Here is a 19,606-nt window from a genome sequence, read left to right as displayed (position 1 = left end):
TTTTTTCGTCACTTACGGAGAGTTATTACTATTTTCAAAAATATTAAAGGACATCTAAATCCATAAAAGATAAGTAAATACAATAACTATACAAACAGGTACTAGATAACGTATTAAAAATCGCCATATACCGAACAGTTTTTTTCCAAAATCCAATTCAATGTTTGCTGTTTCTTTACCGATTACCCATCCCGCAAAAAGAGCAATCAGTAATGCTGATATGGGAGTTAAAATCTGCTCTGCAAGCTCCAGGGTGATTTCTTCCATTGACCACTCTTCAGGAAGCCATAACATAAGAATGCCAATAATAATGACTACCATGGTAATCAGGGCTGTTGATGTAATACGTTTTAAGGAAGCGCGTTCAATCAGAGTCACAGTAGCGCTTTCTGCGAATGCAATAGCAGGCATCCATGAGGCAAGGATTGTGCCTAAGAGAAAAAAAGACGCAAACCAGAATCCACCCGGGATTTGTAAAAAGGTATTGAGGGTTGTTTCAAGTTTGAATTGGGAAAGAAACTCGCTGCCTATGTGGGCAAAAAGCAAAGGAAAAATAATAAAATAAGATAACAGGGAAGCGAGTAGATCAAAACCTGCAATAATTAAAGTGGATTTTCCAAGACGCGTGGTAGGTGGCAAATAAGAGCCGTAGACCACCATGGTTCCCATGGCTGTATTGAGTTTAAAAAAAGCATAAATTAAGGCTGAAACAATTAATGGGCCAGATATCTCTCCGTTAAATTGAAGTAGATATTGCCATGCTGCTTTAAAATCTCCTGTAAAAGAAGCATAGACGGCCAGAATACCAAAAAGAACAAAGAAAAATGGAACCACTATTCTTGAGATCTTTTCCAGGCCACGGTTTATCCCTTTTACAACGACCGCCATGGTCATCGCCAGAAAAATCAGAAAATAAAAAAATGACCAGGCTGAATTTGCAGGAGAAATAGTGACTGAAGACTTAGCGGGGTTGCTCTTGAAATGAAGCAACTCTTCTATCAATGAATAAAAATAAGAGGAAGTATGGAGGCAGTAATATCCAAGCGTTAACACTAAAATGGTAAAGCAAATCCATCCTATCCATCGCCAACGATAATTAGCCCCTGATTCCATAGCAAGCAGACTGATGGCACCCACTGGATTTTGCTTTCCGCGACGCCCAATAAAAAATTCCGAAAGAACCACAGGAATACTTATAAGCAGTTCAAACAGCAGAAAGAAAACAATAAAAAGGGGGCCAAATTTAGCAACAAAAAAAGGAAACAGAAAAATATTACCTAGTCCGATGACAGAACCAATGGTTACTAAAAGATAATCAAGATTAGAATCCCACTGTGCTCTTATTGTCTGAAATTTATTGTTCATTTTTGATCCGATAATAATTTAATCTAATTTATTTTTTTAATGATATCGTTATGGGTGATATTTCTTCAAATGTAAAATTAAGCTGGTGGTTTGATATCTTCTTCGAATGTTCTTTTTCAAAAAATCGAAACCATTTTTTGTTTGAATGAGCTTTGGAAGTCACAAGCTGATCATTGATATATATTTTAAGCTTTGAACCGTGCTTTTTTAAGTCAGCAAGGGACGTAGAAAGTGTCTTTCCTTCCATCTCTTTTGACGTATAGATATATATTTCTTCAGGACGTCGTGTTTTATTCAAAGTTTCATGGGCGACAAATTTCGGGAAAATATTTTTGTCAGAAGACGGTAGCTGATAAGCTCTCATGTGCGCGGATTCAGAAAATATATATTCTGAATTCGTCTTTTTATTGTGAGCTCGATATACTTTGGCTTCTGTTTCATGTGTTAAGAGCTGTGTAGTGTCTATTGGTTGAGTACTGACATAGACTTGTTGATCTTCTGTCAATTTTTTCAAAAGCAGCAGTTTTTCACTAATTTGCTTTAAAAGCTCAGGTTTAACCAGTGTGGTTCTCTCTGCAATACGCTCAAAAAATTGTTTGTCTTTTTCAAGCATGCGCTCGACAGATACTGCTTCCTGTTGAGAAAGACGCATTAATCTGCCAAGTGTTAACTGCTTTAATATCTGTATCGTTCGGTTATAAACCGTATTTAAAGCGCTTTCATCCACCGTTTCTTTTGGCATGCTTTGTGTAGGCGTGATCTTAGTTGCAGGTTGGTTTGTTATTTCAACAGGATCTGAAGATACACAATCTTTGATGTGACTGACGCCTTTTTTTACACTATGCAATATTCTTTCTGATTCTTTTACCGCTTCACTGTTTTTGCTTGCCTTAGCTTTGACATAAGCTGAAAATTCCTCTGCTGCTTTTTTGAAGGCATTTGTCAAACGTGCAAATTCCGGATCTTCTGGTAAAAACTCATCTGATTTTCCTTCCTCATCGTTTTGGAGTGCATGGATTTTTTTTATACGATCAAGAGCTGCTTCATAGTGTTCCAATGAATAATTGGGAAGATTGTTTTTATTTGATATCCATAAATTAACAAAAGCTTCAATATCTTTAGCAGTAGTATGGGGCGCTTTTAACAAGACTTTCAGTTGTTCCAGTGCATTATTTAGCCATTTTCTGTCCTTAGGAAAACTTTCTGCTTCTGTTTTCAGTGCTTTTTTTATGCCGTTTTTAACAATAACTGCGATTTGGCTGTGAACTATATTTTTAAATCCTTCTTCAACAAGTTTAGTATCAGAAGGTATGTTATCCTGTAATTGTTTATAGGCCTCAGAAGATGTGAGCCTTTTCGTAGCATCCAAATCCAGTAAGCCAAAAATGATCTCTTGAAGTTTGGTTGGGATTTTATGCAGAGACTCTCTTTTTATTTTCTCAATTTCTTTTTCATATCGAGCGTTAATTAATTGCGCTAACTCTTCACCATGGGCTTTTTCTTTTAATTCAGTGAGCCATCCAGGACTTACACTTCCATCTTTATGGTGTGTGGGATGGTTCGGGCTGGCTAGAATGCCTTCTCCCTCCTTGATGGCTCCGCAAAGTTGCAGAAGAGTTAAGCCAAGCCGCCAGTTGTCATAATAAGCCGAACTGGATACTCTGGCTACAGGTAAAGATATATTTGAAGCTATGGCGATATGAAATTCAGGGCTCATATAACGCAGATCCGTTTTATTGGATACCTCATATTGAGGAATTCCCTCATTAAAAAGATTGGAAATTAGCTCTTGGTTTGTACAAATGGCAGAGCCAAAATCGGATAAATACACTTGCCCTGTACTGTTTAGCAGGATATTACTGGCTTTAATATCACGATGATAAATGTGCTGCGCATGCATGCTCTTTGCTGATTTCAATAAAGAGTGGGCAACATAGGATAGAAGCTGTGTACGCTGTTCTTCCGACTCGATATATTTCAATAAGGATTTAAGTTTATCACCATCTCCCAGTGAAGCGACTTTATCAATAAAAAGATAAAAGGTGGAATGGCCACGGGCATTGGGTAAAATGGCTCCATCTGTCCCATAGCTGGCATGAGGAATATTGGCATTTTTAAGCAATTTTCCAAAATAATACTCTCTTAAAAGACTATCCATTTCTTCCTGTGAGTTAACCAACATCTTTTTGACCGCAAAGAGTTTTCCATTTTTGTTGGCTAATCTGACTTTACCAAATTGGCCGGCGCCAAATAATAGTCGCTGCTGTTGTTCATCCTTTTTAGAAAGAGGTAGAGAGCCTTTTTCCAGCCGCAACTGTTCAATTACCCATTTCTCTTCGCTGGAAGTCAAGGAATTCCATAGTTCATAAGTGCCTTCATCGGTAGAAATGGTTGTAAATCGTTGATGTTGGCTTTTATTATGGCGATAGGGCATGATAATAACTCATTATTTATTTAACTCTGAACTGGGCTTATTTAAAACTTATTAAATATTAGTATAAGCTAGTTTGCTTAAAAAAAGATTATATTGATTGATTTTATGATTTGTTTCCAGGGCGATTTCATCAAAGTTCAAAATCCAATCACTTTTTTCAAATATTGAGTAGAAAGGGCAGCTTTCATTCGTTTTAAAGCGATGCCATCTTGGTTTGAAGTATCCTGGGTTAATAATTTAAGGACTATTTTACGCATAATGCTTAAATTTATATCAGCGCATCCACGATATATCGGACATTGGTCTTCATTCATCCCGACATCTAACTTGTAGTGCAAGCCATTTTCTATTTTCCAATGGTCGCGAATTGCCTGACGCATTAAGTTGTGTTTTTTATAAGGCAGGGATGTCATGTAGTAACGTGTAGCCGTTTCAATGTCTCCTGTGGGTAGATGCCGCGTGGATTGCACACGGATATAGGCGCTTAAATCTTTCCATTGTTGACCGCAGGAAGGAAGGTACATGGCTGGTAATACGGTGTATGTTCTTTCTTCAAAACGGCTGTGGTCATAATTATTGGTGTCTTTTTGTTGGAAAACCATGGCCTTGTAATTTAAGGAATCCGCTTTTTGAAAGAGGTTATCCACCTTTCGGTGCATGCGTTTATGATTCTTTTTTAAAGCAAGCACATAATGAGCTTGTTTGAGACGTATTAAATTGGCAATTCCCTTTTGCGTTCCCATTGCATCAATCGTTATCACCTTATCTTTGATACTGAGCGCCTTTAATAGTATAGGTATCCCCTTTATTTCATTAGACTTGTCAGGTGTAACCGTGCTGCCAAGGGTCACGGATAAGCGTGGGGAGTAAGCATTCACCAGATGGGTCGCCTTCTTATGGCCCCTTTGATAAGAGGAGCCACGACTTGTCTTACCATCAATCGCAATCAGCTCATCCATAAAAAATTGACTGATTCCTTCTATCCATGAACTTAAACAACGCTCAAATTCTAAAGGGTCAATCAGAGAAAATACCCGTGCCAATGTGTGATGGCTTGGCAAACCTTCACTGACGTCAATAAATTGGCTTAACCAGCGCTTGCGGCTCCTGGCAAAAATCTCCATGGCTTTCCAACTGTCACAGCCACATATTAATCCGCATAAAACAATAATCAGTATCGTTAAAAGTGAATACGTGCAACGCCCTCCAACACGTGGGTCCTCAATGGATAGGAAACAATGAAACAAATATTGATTTTTTCCAAATTTACGCGTACTTTCTAACACAATCAGGCTCCTTCTTAAGATTTTTATAATCTACGTCGACCAACGTAGGCGCCTGATTTTTAACATTTTTTATTTTAATTTGCCAGATTAATAAAACATATTCCTACAATTTAGCTCATTCTCAATGATGAATTTTTGAACTTTGATGAAATCGCCCTGATTTGTTTCTTTATAGGGATAAATAATTTTATTATTTTTGAGACGAAAACATCACAATTCATATTAATTGCTTGACTCTCACATTATGTCATTCTTTAACCTTGTCTTGTTAGTTAAAAATAACTGACAAAGGGGAGACTGAAAAGTGTTTAAAATTGGTGAAGTTGCAAAAAGAACAGGTGTTTCTATTCGAAGTTTGCGTCACTATGATTCCATAGGATTATTATCTCCTACTGGTTATAGTGATTCAGGGTATCGACTATATAACAAGCAAAATCTGATGCGTTTACAGCAAATCGTTGCGCTAAAGCAAATGGGGTTTTCGCTGAAAACCATTAAGGAGATGTTTGAAAAAGACAGTATCTCACTGCAAAAAACGATGGATATACACTTAACCTTCTTAAAGGAGCAATTCATCCAGCAAAAGCAAATTTATCAGCAAGTCAAACACGTATGTGATTTGATGAGTAACAAACATGAAGTCTCCATTGAAGAAATCTGTCAAACCGTGGAGTCGATTAAAATGTTAGAAAAATATTATACCTCTGAACAATTGCAAGCCTTAAAAAAACGCAGCTTTCATTTGGATGAAAAAAAAGGACAGGAATATGCCAAAGCCTGGTATGCCATTTTCAATAGCCTTGATGATTTAAGACAACAGGGTGTGGATCCCTCAGATGCAAAAACCAGACCTTATGCCTTGAAATCCCGTGAGCTCTTATCCGAATTTACACAGGGGGATAAAGGTATAGAAGAAAGTCTTCATACGATGTATGAAGAAGAGGGTGGTAGCCAAATGCTGCGTAATCATGGATTGGATGTTAGTGATGAAACCTATCAGTACTATCAGCTGGTTTTAGAGGCCCATGTGAAATAACGATACAGAGCTCTACCAGAGTTTATGTACATAAATTTGGTTTTACAAGCTGCTGCCAAATGGTATTTGCAGCAGTAGGTAACTCCTGGCCTCAAGAACTAATAGAATGCTTTGCGCATCTCTGGAAAATAAACCAATTCAGTGAGAGCGGGATATCCATTAGGCTAATCAGAGACTTTGTTACTTTTTTTCGTGTAAATAATTATCTATTTTAATTTTTAATTGTTTGCCGAGCTCTTCTGCCGCAAAGGGATCTTGCGCTGTTATTAACTCTTGGTCTTCTACAACCTGACTAAGAAAAGGAATGTTTTTTTGTTGAATGATTGCTCCTTTACGTTGCAGCATATGTGTTGGATAATCGCGCATATGACCTTTTAGTGTTTTAAAAAAAGGCATATCTTCAGCTAACCATTCTGCCATCATGGTAATACAAGTCATCTGATAACCATTATACAACCATTTTCCACCATGTTCTGGAGCGGCTGCAAGAGCAGCGACACCATGACAAATGGCTGCGGTGGGTTTTCGGTGCATGTGAAAATGGCTGAGAATTTCGCCGGTGCTATGATTAAATTCGTTAGAATCAAACCAATTCTCAAACACAATGTCTGTCATTGGTGCATGACCGCCTGGAATGAATAAACCGCTGTAAGATTCCAGTTGACTTTCATTGCCAGCTATCTCAGTGGCTTTCAGTGGATCATTTAAGCCTGAATTTTCAAGTGTCTTAAGAAAATGAATGGCTTTATTGCGTTTCTTTTTTGAAAATTTCCAGTACAGCAAATGATATGAGTTTTGATCAATGGTCGGAGCTTTACCGGTTATGTCCGTAAACTGCTGTAAATTCAGGTTGACTTTTTAGGAGTGGAGTCATCGCTAAAATTCGGTACTATTGAGTTGTGAAAAACAATAACTATCGAAGGAGATTAGCGATGACGGATTACAATATTACAGTTGGAAAGGAATTGCTTCCAGAACTTTTATCAAGCCAGGATGGGCTCGCAAAGCTTGTTGAAGGTGTATTGAATCAGGTATTGGAGGCACAGGTGTCAGAAAGTCTGGGAGCAGACAAGCATGAACGTTCAGGTGAACGTATAGGCTATCGTAACGGTTACCGTCCAAGACAACTATACACTCGTGTGGGACCAGTCACTCTTCAAGTGCCGCAGACACGTGATGGCTCTTTTTCTACCGATATTTTTAAGCGCTATCAACGCAGTGAGCAGGCTTTTGTATTGGCTCTGATGGAAATGGTTGTTAATGGCGTATCAACCAGAAAAGTTAATAACATTACTGAAGAACTTTGCGGTGCTAGTTTTTCAAAGTCAACCGTCAGTCAACTGTGTTCTGGTCTTGATGCAAGAGTCAGAGCCTTCAACGAGCGTCGGTTTGATGGTGACAACTACCCATTTATCATGGTTGATGCGATGTTTATCAAGTGTCGTGATGGTGACAGAGTCGTGTCTCGAGCAGCCTTGACCATCTCGGGTATCAGAAGTGATGGCTACCGTGAAATACTGGGCCTTCGCATTGGTGACACTGAGAGCTATGCTACATGGGATGAAGCGTTTAAATGGCTAAAATCTCGTGGGCTAAAAGGCGTGATGTATGTTGTGTCAGACCAGCATGCAGGGCTTGTGGAAGCGGCTAGAAAGCACTTTCAAGGTGCAACCTGGCAACGATGCCAAGTTCACTTGATGCGCAACATCCTCGGGCACTGCTCTGTCAGACACCGCAAAGATGTTGCTGAAAAGGCAAAGCTTGTTTTTCAGGCACCTGATATGGAAGAAGCCAGGCGTAGACGCGATGATTTTATTGATGCCTTTGAGAAAAAAGCACCAAAATCAGTTACCTGCCTTGAGGAGGCTTTTGACGATGCCATGGTAGTTATGGCGTTGCCGGAGAAATACAGGAAGCGACTTCGCACCACCAACATGCAAGAGCGAATTAACGAGGAAATCAGGCGCCGAGAACGAGTGATAAGGATATTTCCTAATGATGATTCTGCATGGCGGCTGATTGGCGCTTTATTAGCTGAACAAAACGAGCAGTGGCAATCAAGGCGTTATCTTAATATGGACGAATTTAATGACTGGCTGGCTGAGAATGAAGCCGGAAAGTCTAATGTTGTAGGGATGAATGCTTTGACTAAATAACGTACTAACTTGATAGGCTGAATTAATGGGAATTTACAGCACTTTTTGGACTTGACCAAGAATAATACTGAATTTAAAAAAGCACAAAGATATGCTTTTTCAATATAACTCATGAGTATATAAGTTAATTATTGATGATCTAGGAAGGTAGTTGAACCATTATAAAAAAATAAGCCGTACTTCCTGCAGCTAACATAGCGATAAGAAATAAACTGAGCAGGGTTGAAAAGCGATTGTGGGCAATTATCCATATTAAAGCAAATTTTGATATAAAGCTTGCTCCCGCTGTAATGGCGAGTAATTCCGTGGATTCTGCCAGAGTTAACAGACCATTACTGAACAGTACAGCAAGAGCATAGGCCATTCCGTGAATATCAAATAATCCAGTGATAAAGGCTGCATAAGGCAATGCTCCTGGGCCAAGATACTTTTTGGTTAGGCTTATTAGCAATAAGACGCCGATGATGATAAGTGCCAATTTAAGAATTGCTTTGAAATCCAGAGGATTGGTTTGAATGATGTTAATTTTTGAATGATTTTTTTTACCAAAAATGACATAAGATATTAAAGTGCCCATAAAAATTGCACTGATTAATGGCCAGATAATGTATTGAAGTAATCTCAGGTCAACCACAGCAATAACAACCACAAAAGCAATAAGAGAAGCAATGGTGGCAAAAATAGCGGCAACAATTCTTTGATAGGAAATATATTTTTTGTTACGTTCTGCCTCGGCAATGGTGGCAAAAACAGCGGTTGATGAAATGAGTCCGCCAAAAAAGCCCAGCAAGACCATACCTAGATTTTGTCCAAAAAGCCTAATAGCGATATAACCACCAAACTGCATCATAGCAAGTATCATGATGATGATTCCGGCTTTTTGCGGGTTAAATAATTGCCAGGGATCAACGATGCGGTTAGGTAAGAAAGAAATAACCGCAAGAGAAATGATGACAATGGTGATGGAAGCTTCTATTTCTTTGGCGGTAATTTTCTCTCTGGCAAATTCATGTAAGCTGCTTCGCCCATACAAAATTAAAAATAAGGCGGTTGTAAGACAGCTGGCTAAGAGCATTTGTTCATACATTAAATAACCAAGCATAAAAACCATAGCAGCAGCCATTTCTGTAGTAACGCCAATCTCGCCGGCTTTTTCGTGAGATTCGGTGGCGCGGTAATAACTGATAAGCAAGCTGGCAAAAATAAACAGACTTAGGCTCAGTGTCAGGGTAGGTTGATTGATTTTAGCGACCAATGTACCGAGAAGAGAGAAAAGAATAAAAGTCCTTAGCCCAATAGCTTTAGAGCTCTTAACAAGTTTGCGTTCGCGCTCTATACCGATAATAAGGCCGGCTGCTAAAGAAAGAAAAAAAGGTTGCAATAATTCCAGCATATGGATCTCATTTTTTTTCTTCGTTTTTAATGCCGCCAAAAAACACCCATTTTAAGGCTTCGTTCTGTGTCATGTTAATGGTTGTTATCGACTTTTTGGGAACGTAGACGGTAAAACCTCCAATCTGGTAACTCATGGGCAAATAAACCGATACCATCTTGGCATTGCCAATTCCCTCAGGCGCATCCTCAAAATCTTTGCGTGTGACAATTCCAATTAATTTAAGATCCATGCTTTCTACATGAACCATCACGGCTTCCTTACCTTCGATTTTATCCGAAGAGGACAAATATTTAGTTAAATTTTGAATGGAATTATAAATTTCTCCTACTAAGGGCAACTTGTTGAGAATGCTGTTCACCAGTTTATTAATGGCCTGAGCTACATACATTTTCATTATTAATCCGATAAACAAGATAAAAAGAAAAGCGGTAAAAAGCCCGAGACCAGGAAAATAATACTCGCCTATAAAAAGGATTAAGGGTTTGCTGAACGTGGTTTCAATGCTGGAAAGCAGCCAGATTAGAAAATATAACGTCAGATAGAGAGGCAATAACGTTAAAAATCCTCTCCAGAATATCGATGATATTTTTCCATTAAGGCTCATCAGCATCTTCTCCATAAGATTACAGGGTTATAAAATAAGCATAGCAAGCAAAAGAATATTCCGCAGAGTTTTTCTCCAGGAAAAAGGATGCATTATCTCATACAATGATTATGCTAATAGACTGATTTTTGTCGGTTTTTTTGCTATGGTTAAAATATATCGTTTTTTCGTTTAAGGATAACCGATGAATACGACCAACATGGAATATTCTGTTTGCCATTTATTGCTGAAAAATGAACGTGAAAGAGGGGAGGAAATTTATCTGAGGCAACCTTATGAAGGTCATTGGTATGAATTGACCTGGAAAGAGGTAATGCAAAAAGCACGGCAGGTTGCTGCTTTTTTATCCGAGAAAGGCTTAAAACGTGGCGATCATGTTGCTATTATTTCTAAAAATTGTGCGGAGTGGTTTATTGCCGATTATGGGATTGCTTTGGCAGGAATGGTTAATATCCCGCTCTTTTCCAATCAGAACCAGGAGAACATTGAATACATTCTTCATCATGGTGAAGTGAAGCTGGTTTTTGTCGGTAAACTGGATAATCCACAACAGATAAGACGTTATATCCCAGATTCTTATAAAACGGTCAGCTTTGGATATCATGAAGACTTATCTGTGGATTATCAATGGAGGGACATTCTTGCCAGTGAGCCGTTGAAGGATATAATACCTCCACAACCAGATGATTTATATACCATTATTTACTCTTCCGGAACATCAGCTACACCAAAAGGTGCTATGTATACCCATCAGCTTGTCGCCAATTATCTTGCTCTGTATTGTGAGGATATTAAACGGATATCTGATGTTGAGCATTACCGTCTGTTGTCTTATCTACCTTTGGCTCATGTATATGAACGCTCGGCTATTCAGTTGGGCAGCTTAACGATTTCCTGCACAGTTTCATTTGTTGAAAGCCTGGAAAAATTCGCCGATAACCTGCGAGAGGTCCAACCGACTTTATTTACTGCTGTCCCACGAATCTGGGGGGTGTTTAAACATAAGATTGAACAAAAGATACCCGCAAAAAAACTCAATATTTTATTAAAAATTCCTCTGCTTTCGAGCTTGATAAAAAAGAAAATACGTTCACAACTCGGATTAAAAGAATGCACGAACTGTTTTTCAGGCGCTTCGCATCTACCAACAGAAATTGCAGATTTTTTCGAAAAACTGGATATCATTATTCAGGAAGGTTACGGCCAAACTGAAAATATGGCCTATGCGACTTTTTCAGAACTGGAAAACAATCGCAAAGGATATGTGGGCTCTCCGAGACTTGGTGTTGAAATTAAGCTAGGCGAGGAAAAAGAATTACTGATGCGCTCAGACTGTCTGATGAAAGGCTATTTTAAGGATGAAGAAAAGAGTAAAGAGACCTTTACGGAAGATGGGTGGCTGAAGACAGGTGATATAGTCGAAATTGATGAAAAAAATCGTGTAAAAATTTTAGGAAGATTATCGGAAGTCTTTAAAAATCAGAAAGGAGAGTTCATTAATCCTGTTCCTATAGAAAAAGCATTTGGTGCAAGTGATTTTATAGAGCATCTTTGTCTGGTGGGTAAAGAATTACCGCATAATATCATGCTGGTAAATTTGAGTGAAGAAGGAAAAAAAGCAGATAAAGAAGATGTCAAGGAGTCTTTCAAAAAACGCATGCGCAGTGTGAACAGTAAGTTACGCAGCTATGAGAAAATCAGCCATGTTTTGGTGATCAGTGATGAATGGTCCATCGACAACAATTTTTTGACACCAACCTTAAAGGTTAAACGGCGGACGGTGGAATCGGAATATGATGAAGCTATAAAAAATACGGTTAAAGAAAATCATAAGGCTGTGGTTTGGCATTAATTTTTTCATTGAACGTCACATTGACTTTTGCTAGCTTTCACTTTGGCAAAGGTTCAGAGGATTATAATGAGCACCATCGATTCAAAACAGTTAATTTCACATCATGCATCAGAGGAGTCCATCGAAGATGTGATGAATAAAATAGCAAAAAGAATACAAGGGCAGGGAGATAAACCTCAGATCAGTGTGAAGCAGCAGCTTGATTTATTGCAGCAATTAAGTACCTTTGATTTTGGTCGTTTCTTATTAAAAAATCAGGGGATCAACGGTTATTGGACACATTACATGCTGATGCATCCCTTTCGCTCTTTAAAAAATGATATACAGGGGGAGCAGCGAACATTAACTGAACTTGAGCAATTTATTCTTGAAAAAGCCCCCACCATGCTGGCCACACAACAGCGATTTAAAATTTTTCTTCAGGAAAATCAGGAAAAGGTGGCTGAGAAGGCACAGCTTGCCTGTATTCCTTGCGGCATGATGTGAATTAGTTTCGACTTAATCTGACATAACCACTTGAAAAGGTGAGAGTTTCCGGTTTTGATAGAAGTGCAAACTTTAACAAAACCAAAAGGAAAACTCTCATGATAGATAATAACGTTAAAATTATTAAACACAAAGTTGGCTTACTAAATTTAGCTGAAGAATTAGGCAATGTATCGAAAGCCTGTAAGGTAATGGGTTTATCACGAGACACCTTCTATCGTTATAAATCAGCGGTAGAATCTGGTGGGGTAGATGCCTTATTTGATAAGTCACGAAGGCAACCTAATCACAAGAACCGTGTTGACGATTCTATAGAGCAAGCGGTAAAAGAGTACGCCATAGAATATCCAGCTCATGGTCAACTACGCACCAGTAATGAGTTGCGTAAGAAAGGGATTTTTGTATCCCCTAGTGGCGTTCGCAGCGTCTGGCTTAGGCATAATTTAGCTAACTTTAAAGACCGTTTGAAGGCACTTGAAGCCAAAGTAGCATCAGAGGGCATTATTCTCACAGAAGCACAAATTGCAGCTTTGGAGAAGAAGAAGTTTGATGATGAGGCTTGCGGCGAAATTGAAACAGCACATCCTGGCTATCTTGGTTCCCAAGATACATTCTATGTGGGAACTATCAAAGGAGTTGGCCGCATTTATCAGCAGACTTTTGTTGATACTTATAGCAAAGTGGCATTTGCCAAGCTCTATACAACAAAAACGCCTATTACATCAGCAGATCTCCTTAACGACAAGGTCTTGCCGTTCTTTGAGCAGCAGCAGTTACCTATGCTGCGTGTTTTAACTGACCGGGGTACAGAGTATTGTGGGAAAGTAGAACAGCATGACTATCAGCTTTATTTAGCTATTAACAACATTGATCACACGAAAACTAAAGCACAATCACCGCAAACAAACGGTATTTGTGAGCGTTTCCACAAAACGATTTTGCAGGAGTTTTATCAAATCACATTCCGTAAGAAAGTTTACGATGACATGGATGAACTGCAAAAAGATCTGGACGTATGGCTTCATTATTATAATAATGAGCGCACCCATCAAGGCAAAATGTGCTGTGGACGTACTCCAATGCAAACATTGATTGATGGCAAACAAATCTGGAAGGAAAAATTGATAGGCTGAATTTGACCTGACAGACACTTCTGAAAAACCGGTAACTGTCAGATCAAGTTTGAACTACTACACATGATGGGTGAACTTTTGTATCTGGATTACCATTTGGTTCAAAACATTCATCTTGTCGGCTTTGATTATGACGGAGAAACTCTCAAAGATGCACATGAGCTTGCTAAAAAGCGGTCTTTGCTTCCTTTTGTTGAATTGCATCAGTTGAACGCATGGGATTTAAACATCAGCAATCGTTTTGATTTGATTTCCAGTAATGGTTTGACCATCTATGAGCCAAATGACAAGAAAGTCCTGGCTTTATATGGACTTTTCCATCAAGCTTTGAAGGAGGGTGGAAAGCTGGTCACCAGTTTCCTGACACCACCACCCACCCTTAGTGAGCACTGTGAATGGGAAATGTCTCAAATCGATGAAAACGCGCTGTTATTACAAAAAATCCTTTTTGCAGATATCATTAATGCCAAATGGCAGTGTTTTCGCTCTACAGAACAAACACGATCCCAACTGGAATCCGTTGGTTTTCGTCAAATAAGATTTATATATGACAAAGCGCACTTATTCCCGACTGTCGTAGCTTACAAATGATATTCATTGAATGAATTTGTAATAGCAAGCCTGTGTGGGATTCAACAGGCTTGTCATTGGGTCAAGGCGGATCTTATAGGAAAGATCCACGAATATTTAATTCATTATCTTTATTTTCCAGGTCTACATCCGCCTCATCATTTTGAGAAGCAAGCAATTGCATCAACATATTCGGCAATAGAGATAATGACAATAGTGTTAAGTTTTCCGGCGCAGATTGGTTGGGAAGACGAATACCGCACTCTTTAAGTTCTTTTTTATCCGAACTGGTCAGAGTTCCTGCGAAAAAGGATTGAGAATGGCGTACCAAACTTTGTTTTTCGGATTGGGTTAATTTTCGTTCTTCTAAAAACTGTTTTTGTATATTACTATCGACAAAATCTGTATAAAATTCACGATATGCCATAAGGATATGCTGTATGGTTTCCTTATCAAGGAATTGATATTCATCTTCATCAGTATGATCTTTTTGCGCTAGAAGAATGCCTTTAAAAAACTCCTCCAACATCTCTGGAGTTACGTCTTCGCTAAAACCAACGTGTGTATGTGGTATTCGCGCTTCTTCAGCAATAATATGATGACGTTTTATGTGCTCTGGATCTTCCCCTCTGACGAGGTTTGCTTCTTTATTTAAATGAAAATGCTGCAATAAGTGATTGAAATTTTCTCTTATATGATAAGGAGTCTCTTCTTTTGATGGAATATCACTCAATTGAAAATTTATATTGATTTGATTTCTTACCACCACTAAAAATATATGAACACCATCTTTAACCGTTAAGTCTGCTCTAAATGACACAATTAACTCCTTAATTTATTTTTAACGCAGTCAATAATAAAAAAATAATCTTAAGGATTTATTAAATGTGCAGATAGAACAAAATAAGTCCTTTGTACGGGACAAAAAATCATAAAAAAATAATGGTGAGGGAGGGGGGGTTAGAAATAACTCGCTGATTTTAAAAGTATTTCATATAATCATTTCGTCTAAAAAAGGATGTAATATGAAATATATCAGCGAGTTGGTGGAAATTTTAGGTCAACAATTATCTTGGCACAAGTCTCGATTGGATTGTTTTGGACAAATGTTATTAGCTTTATTTATGGTACGCAGTGTAAATCTAAGTGAAATTGCAGTGGCAATGCCAGGTGAAGCCTTAATCGAATCACGTTATAAACGAGTAAAACGATTTTTTTCTGGATTTACCTTTCCCTTTGAACCGATTTCTCGCTGGATTTATTTATTATTTTTTTCGCAATCGCAATCAGTCTATCTTGCGATAGACAGAACCAATTGGTTCTGGGGAAAGGCAAAAATCAATATTTTTATGTTATCAGTTTGTTATGAAGGTCTCGCTATCCCCTTGTTTTGGACGCTCTTGGATAAAGCAGGCACGACCACTGCAAAAGAACAAATCAATCTTATTTCTCGCTTTATCGCCCTTTTTGGTAAAGAACCTATTCAAGGTGTTCTAGCCGACCGTGAATTTCCTAATAAAGCGCTTATAGCCTGGCTCGTTGAAGAAAATATCCCTTTCTATTTACGAATTAAGGGCAATATGGATGTCTGTATCGGTAAAAAGAAATTTAAAACTTCGGCACAACTTTTCTCACATCTTGCTCCCTTTCAACAACAGGTATTTGGTATGCGGGTCCATGTCTTTGGGCAGCCTCTCTATTTGGCTGGGAGCAAAAATTCACGTGATGAACTGATGATTGTAGTGACCAATAAAAACCCCAAAAATGCTATTGCATGCTATTTGCGCCGCTGGGAAATTGAAACGCTTTTTTGTGCCTTAAAATCTCGTGGATGGCGGTTTGAAGAAACCCATATAGTCGATCAAAGTCGGATTGAAAAACTTATTGCTCTTCTTGCTATTGGTTTCGTATGGGCTCATAAAATTGGGGAGGGGAGAGCTCGGCTAAGACCAATCCCTCTTAAAAAATTACGTCATCAAAAAAGACCTCAAAATTCGTTCTTTAGGCTGGGTCTTGATACCTTGCGTGATTTTTTAACCAATTTTAAAATCAATTCTAATTTGTTCCTTAAATACTTAAGCTGTATTGATATTAAGCCAATGGAGAATTGCTTTTAAAAAATTGTCCCGTACAAAGAAATAAGTCAGGGCGATTTCATCAAAGTTCAAAATCCAATCACTTTTTTCAAATATTGAGTAGAAAGGGCAGCTTTCATTCGTTTTAAAGCGATGCCATCTTGGTTTGAAGTATCCTGGGTTAATAATTTAAGGACTATTTTACGCATAATGCTTAAATTTATATCAGCGCATCCACGATATATCGGACATTGGTCTTCATTCATCCCGACATCTAACTTGTAGTGCAAGCCATTTTCTATTTTCCAATGGTCGCGAATTGCCTGACGCATTAAGTTGTGTTTTTTATAAGGGAGGGATGTCATGTAGTAACGTGTAGCCGTTTCAATGTCTCCTGTGGGTAGATGCCGCGTGGATTGCACACGGATATAGGCGCTTAAATCTTTCCATTGTTGACCGCAGGAAGGAAGGTACATGGCTGGTAATACGGTGTATGTTCTTTCTTCAAAACGGCTGTGGTCATAATTATTGGTGTCTTTTTGTTGGAAAACCATGGCCTTGTAATTTAAGGAATCCGCTTTTTGAAAGAGGTTATCCACCTTTCGGTGCATGCGTTTATGATTCTTTTTTAAAGCAAGCACATAATGAGCTTGTTTGAGACGTATTAAATTGGCAATTCCCTTTTGCGTTCCCATTGCATCAATCGTTATCACCTTATCTTTGATACTGAGCGCCTTTAATAGTATAGGTATCCCCTTTATTTCATTAGACTTGTCAGGTGTAACCGTGCTGCCAAGGGTCACGGATAAGCGTGGGGAGTAAGCATTCACCAGATGGGTCGCCTTCTTATTGCCCCTTTGATAAGAGGAGCCGCGACTCGTCTTACCATCAATCGCAATCAGCTCATCCATAAAAAATTGACTGATTTCTTCTATCCACGAACTTAAACAACGCTCAAATTCTAAAGGGTCAATCAGAGAAAATACCCGCGCCAATGTGTGGTGGCTCGGAAGACCTTCACTGACATCAATAAATTGGCTTAACCAGCGCTTGCGCGACCTGGCAAAAATCTCCATGGCTTTCCAACTGTCACAGCCACATATTAATCCGCATAAAACAATAATCAGTATCGTTAAAAGTGAATACGTGCAACGACCTCCAACTCGTGGATCGCGGATGGACAGAAAACAATGAAACAAATATTGATTTTTTCCAAATTTACGCGTACTTTCTAACACAATCAGGCTCCTTCTTAAGATTTTTATAATCTACGTCGACCAACGTAGGCGCCTGATTTTTAACATTTTTTATTTTAATTTGCCAGATTAATAAAACATATCCCTACAATTTAGCTCATTCTCAATGATGAATTTTTGAACTTTGATGAAATCGCCCTGAAAATAAGTTTGTTTTCAATCAAAAATACATTTATTTATCCTAAAACTTTCTCCAGCAAACCAGGATAATTTTCTTCTGCATGATATTCAGGATTCAGATACTTACGTATAAATAAAATCAGGGACGCTTTCTTGCTTACAGGATGTTCGCCGTGTTGTAGCTCTAATATCAAAGTTATAGCCGATAACAATGTAATCATTTTTTTCACGATAAATTGTATTTTCAGGCTTTGTTCTTGCAGATTTAATGATTTGAAGGTATTGAATTCTTTTTCCAGTTGTTGTTTGTTTTTATAAAAATAATGTTGTTCATCCTTATCTAGGATTTGTGACAATAATTCATCTATATGATGGAGGAAAATTTCATCCACTTGAAATTTATTGATATCTTTAACGATTTGCATCCATAAGACAAAGTGCGTACCTTCCCAGTTTTCACATACAATACAGTCACGAAGCAAGCGAGGCAGGGAAGAAAAAGTTTCAATAGTACCGTTGCCGGCAAGTACATCAAGACAATGATGAATATTTTCAACTGAGCGCATAGCGGTAAAATATTTATTTAAATTAGCCAAAATTCGAAGCAACAGTTTTTCTGACGCTTCGGGGTGGTTTTGCTGATCCAGTTTATCCTGACAATGGGCCATATGAAAAACACTGGCCAACATCGCCGTATTTTCCGCCTTAATATGCGCCAGTCGTTCTTTTACTAAAGGATATTCAATGATAGGGTGCTGAAAAGCCTGTCTGTTCAAGGCATAATAATAGGCTGTTTGATAAGCGCGCCTCGCCATACCTAACACCGAAAAGGCATTAAAAATTCGAGAAACATGTAACACGTTTTCCATCACCAGATGAATGCCATCTTTGGGTTCCCCGATTAAATAGGCTTTCGCATCTTCAAAGTCGATTTCTCCTGTGGCCATTGAACGTGTTCCGATTTTCTGCTTTAAGCGTCTGATTCGATAATGATTGCTCTGGCCGTTGTCCAGTTGGTCGGGTACCAGGAACAATCCCAGGCCTTTCGTTCCGGAAATGTTTTCATCAAAACGCGCCGTCAGCAAGACAAGCTCAGCATTCGCATTGGAGCAGAACCATTTCTCTCCTTTAATTCGCCATTGCTGATTTTCATCCTGATAAGCCTGGGTGATATTAGCTCCTACATCCGAGCCACCTTGAATTTCCGTTATAAACTGGGCACCAGTAAAATTATCCTTAAAGGAAGGAGTGGTCAATTTATCAAGGTATTTCTCTTTATGCTTTATGTCAGGGTATTTGTTGAGGAGTCTGATAATCCCCGCTGAGCAGGCAATAGGACAATTATGTCCAGCTTCTCCAGCATGAGAGGACAATAAAAAGAGGCTTAAAGTTTTAAGCATTTGCCCAGGCGTTCGCAAAAAGTGCATCAGATTGCAGCCATAGATAATATCGCCTGCCTTGATATAAGAAGGATGATGAATGACCCGATCGTTTCTTTCTCCAATGGCATTATAATGCTCGACATGAGGAAGATTGACATCAAGGTTATTGTCCATTACCACAGGTTCCAGATGGATAGAAACTTCAGAAGCAAAATCCGCCAGGCTTTGAACAAACTCCGGTTGTCCTGCGAAATAATGGTTAAAAGTATGCATTAAAGAAGAGTTTTTTGCTAAAAGTGAGCTTTTTAGTTGGTCTTGCCATTGTTGAAAATGATGGCGTGTTTGTTGATAGGCATTGTCCTTTGCCATGATGTTCTCCAGATACAGTGTGAACTTAATAAGTTCTTTATCTTACTTATAATGTTGCGCGGTGTCACTCTCATCAATTGATAAAG

At 38.5% G+C, this 19,606-nt stretch carries 15 protein-coding genes and 1 pseudogene; 7 read left to right on the top strand and 9 right to left on the bottom strand.

Annotation, left to right across the window (positions count from 1 at the left end; genetic code table 11):
* Positions 1-54: 54 nt before the first annotated feature.
* From E4T55_RS02170 to E4T55_RS02160, 3 genes are all read right to left on the bottom strand, one after another.
* Positions 55-1,365: a sodium-dependent transporter gene (locus E4T55_RS02170; RefSeq protein ID WP_058501214.1), complete on the bottom strand. Its 1,311-nt coding sequence runs from the start codon at positions 1,363-1,365 to the stop codon at positions 55-57.
* 28 nt (positions 1,366-1,393) lie between these two features.
* A complete protein-coding gene (locus E4T55_RS02165) occupies positions 1,394-3,799 on the bottom strand; it encodes a protein kinase domain-containing protein (RefSeq protein WP_058501213.1) in 2,406 nt (801 codons plus the stop codon).
* A gap of 137 nt (positions 3,800-3,936) precedes the next feature.
* Positions 3,937-5,085 (bottom strand): ISAs1 family transposase, encoded by a 1,149-nt coding sequence (locus E4T55_RS02160; protein ID WP_115325256.1) that lies wholly within the window; start codon positions 5,083-5,085, stop codon positions 3,937-3,939.
* A gap of 304 nt (positions 5,086-5,389) precedes the next feature.
* Here E4T55_RS02160 and E4T55_RS02155 point away from each other — a divergent pair, with 304 nt between their 5' ends.
* Positions 5,390-6,121 (top strand): MerR family transcriptional regulator, encoded by a 732-nt coding sequence (locus E4T55_RS02155; protein ID WP_058502257.1) that lies wholly within the window; start codon positions 5,390-5,392, stop codon positions 6,119-6,121.
* A gap of 180 nt (positions 6,122-6,301) precedes the next feature.
* Here E4T55_RS02155 and E4T55_RS02150 read toward each other — a convergent pair whose 3' ends face one another.
* A complete protein-coding gene (locus E4T55_RS02150; protein ID WP_058502256.1) occupies positions 6,302-6,904 on the bottom strand; it encodes a DJ-1/PfpI family protein in 603 nt (200 codons plus the stop codon).
* A 149-nt stretch (positions 6,905-7,053) separates the two neighbouring features.
* Here E4T55_RS02150 and E4T55_RS02145 point away from each other — a divergent pair, with 149 nt between their 5' ends.
* Positions 7,054-8,277 carry an IS256 family transposase gene (locus E4T55_RS02145; protein ID WP_115325208.1) on the top strand — a complete coding sequence of 408 codons (1,224 nt, stop codon included), beginning with the start codon at positions 7,054-7,056 and terminating at the stop codon, positions 8,275-8,277.
* A 139-nt stretch (positions 8,278-8,416) separates the two neighbouring features.
* Here the strand turns inward: E4T55_RS02145 and E4T55_RS02140 are convergent, their stop codons facing one another.
* Together E4T55_RS02140 and E4T55_RS02135 are read right to left on the bottom strand one after the other, a co-directional pair.
* The gene (locus tag E4T55_RS02140; RefSeq protein WP_058501139.1) at positions 8,417-9,670 is read right to left on the bottom strand and encodes an MgtC/SapB family protein; all 1,254 of its coding nucleotides are present in this window, start codon (positions 9,668-9,670) and stop codon (positions 8,417-8,419) included.
* A gap of 7 nt (positions 9,671-9,677) precedes the next feature.
* A complete protein-coding gene (locus tag E4T55_RS02135; RefSeq protein ID WP_058501138.1) occupies positions 9,678-10,277 on the bottom strand; it encodes a DUF502 domain-containing protein in 600 nt (199 codons plus the stop codon).
* Between the two features lie 184 nt (positions 10,278-10,461).
* Here E4T55_RS02135 and E4T55_RS02130 point away from each other — a divergent pair, with 184 nt between their 5' ends.
* The 4 genes and pseudogenes from E4T55_RS02130 (at position 10,462) to E4T55_RS02115 (ending at position 14,339) form a co-directional block, all read left to right on the top strand.
* Complete coding sequence (locus E4T55_RS02130; RefSeq protein WP_058501137.1) at positions 10,462-12,129, top strand: AMP-binding protein; 1,668 nt, start codon at positions 10,462-10,464, stop codon at positions 12,127-12,129.
* A 66-nt stretch (positions 12,130-12,195) separates the two neighbouring features.
* The gene (locus E4T55_RS02125) at positions 12,196-12,615 is read left to right on the top strand and encodes a hypothetical protein (protein ID WP_058501136.1); all 420 of its coding nucleotides are present in this window, start codon (positions 12,196-12,198) and stop codon (positions 12,613-12,615) included.
* Between the two features lie 98 nt (positions 12,616-12,713).
* Positions 12,714-13,815 (top strand): annotated as a pseudogene (locus tag E4T55_RS02120) (IS481 family transposase).
* Positions 13,812-14,339: a class I SAM-dependent methyltransferase gene (locus E4T55_RS02115; RefSeq protein WP_058502507.1), complete on the top strand. Its 528-nt coding sequence runs from the start codon at positions 13,812-13,814 to the stop codon at positions 14,337-14,339. Before E4T55_RS02120 ends, E4T55_RS02115 begins: the two are co-directional and overlap by 4 nt.
* 73 nt (positions 14,340-14,412) lie before the next feature.
* Here the strand turns inward: E4T55_RS02115 and E4T55_RS02110 are convergent, their stop codons facing one another.
* Positions 14,413-15,138: a hypothetical protein gene (locus E4T55_RS02110; RefSeq protein ID WP_058502508.1), complete on the bottom strand. Its 726-nt coding sequence runs from the start codon at positions 15,136-15,138 to the stop codon at positions 14,413-14,415.
* Positions 15,139-15,343: 205 nt separating this feature from the next.
* On the opposite strand from E4T55_RS02110, the gene E4T55_RS02105 reads away from it, so the two are divergent.
* Positions 15,344-16,435, top strand: coding sequence for an IS4 family transposase (locus tag E4T55_RS02105; RefSeq protein ID WP_115325255.1), 1,092 nt, complete (start codon positions 15,344-15,346; stop codon positions 16,433-16,435).
* 47 nt (positions 16,436-16,482) lie between these two features.
* On the opposite strand, the gene E4T55_RS02100 is transcribed toward E4T55_RS02105, so the two are convergent.
* Together E4T55_RS02100 and E4T55_RS02095 are read right to left on the bottom strand one after the other, a co-directional pair.
* A complete protein-coding gene (locus tag E4T55_RS02100; RefSeq protein WP_115325254.1) occupies positions 16,483-17,631 on the bottom strand; it encodes an ISAs1 family transposase in 1,149 nt (382 codons plus the stop codon).
* 194 nt (positions 17,632-17,825) lie between these two features.
* Positions 17,826-19,520, bottom strand: a complete 1,695-nt coding sequence (locus E4T55_RS02095; protein ID WP_058501781.1) for an acyl-CoA dehydrogenase family protein — start codon at positions 19,518-19,520, stop codon at positions 17,826-17,828.
* Positions 19,521-19,606 lie beyond the last annotated feature (86 nt).

This window comes from Legionella israelensis, from assembly GCF_004571175.1.
GTDB lineage: Bacteria > Pseudomonadota > Gammaproteobacteria > Legionellales > Legionellaceae > Legionella_D > Legionella_D israelensis.
The sequence above is the reverse complement of the archived record's forward strand: the minus strand, read 5'-3'. Positions and strand labels throughout refer to the sequence as shown.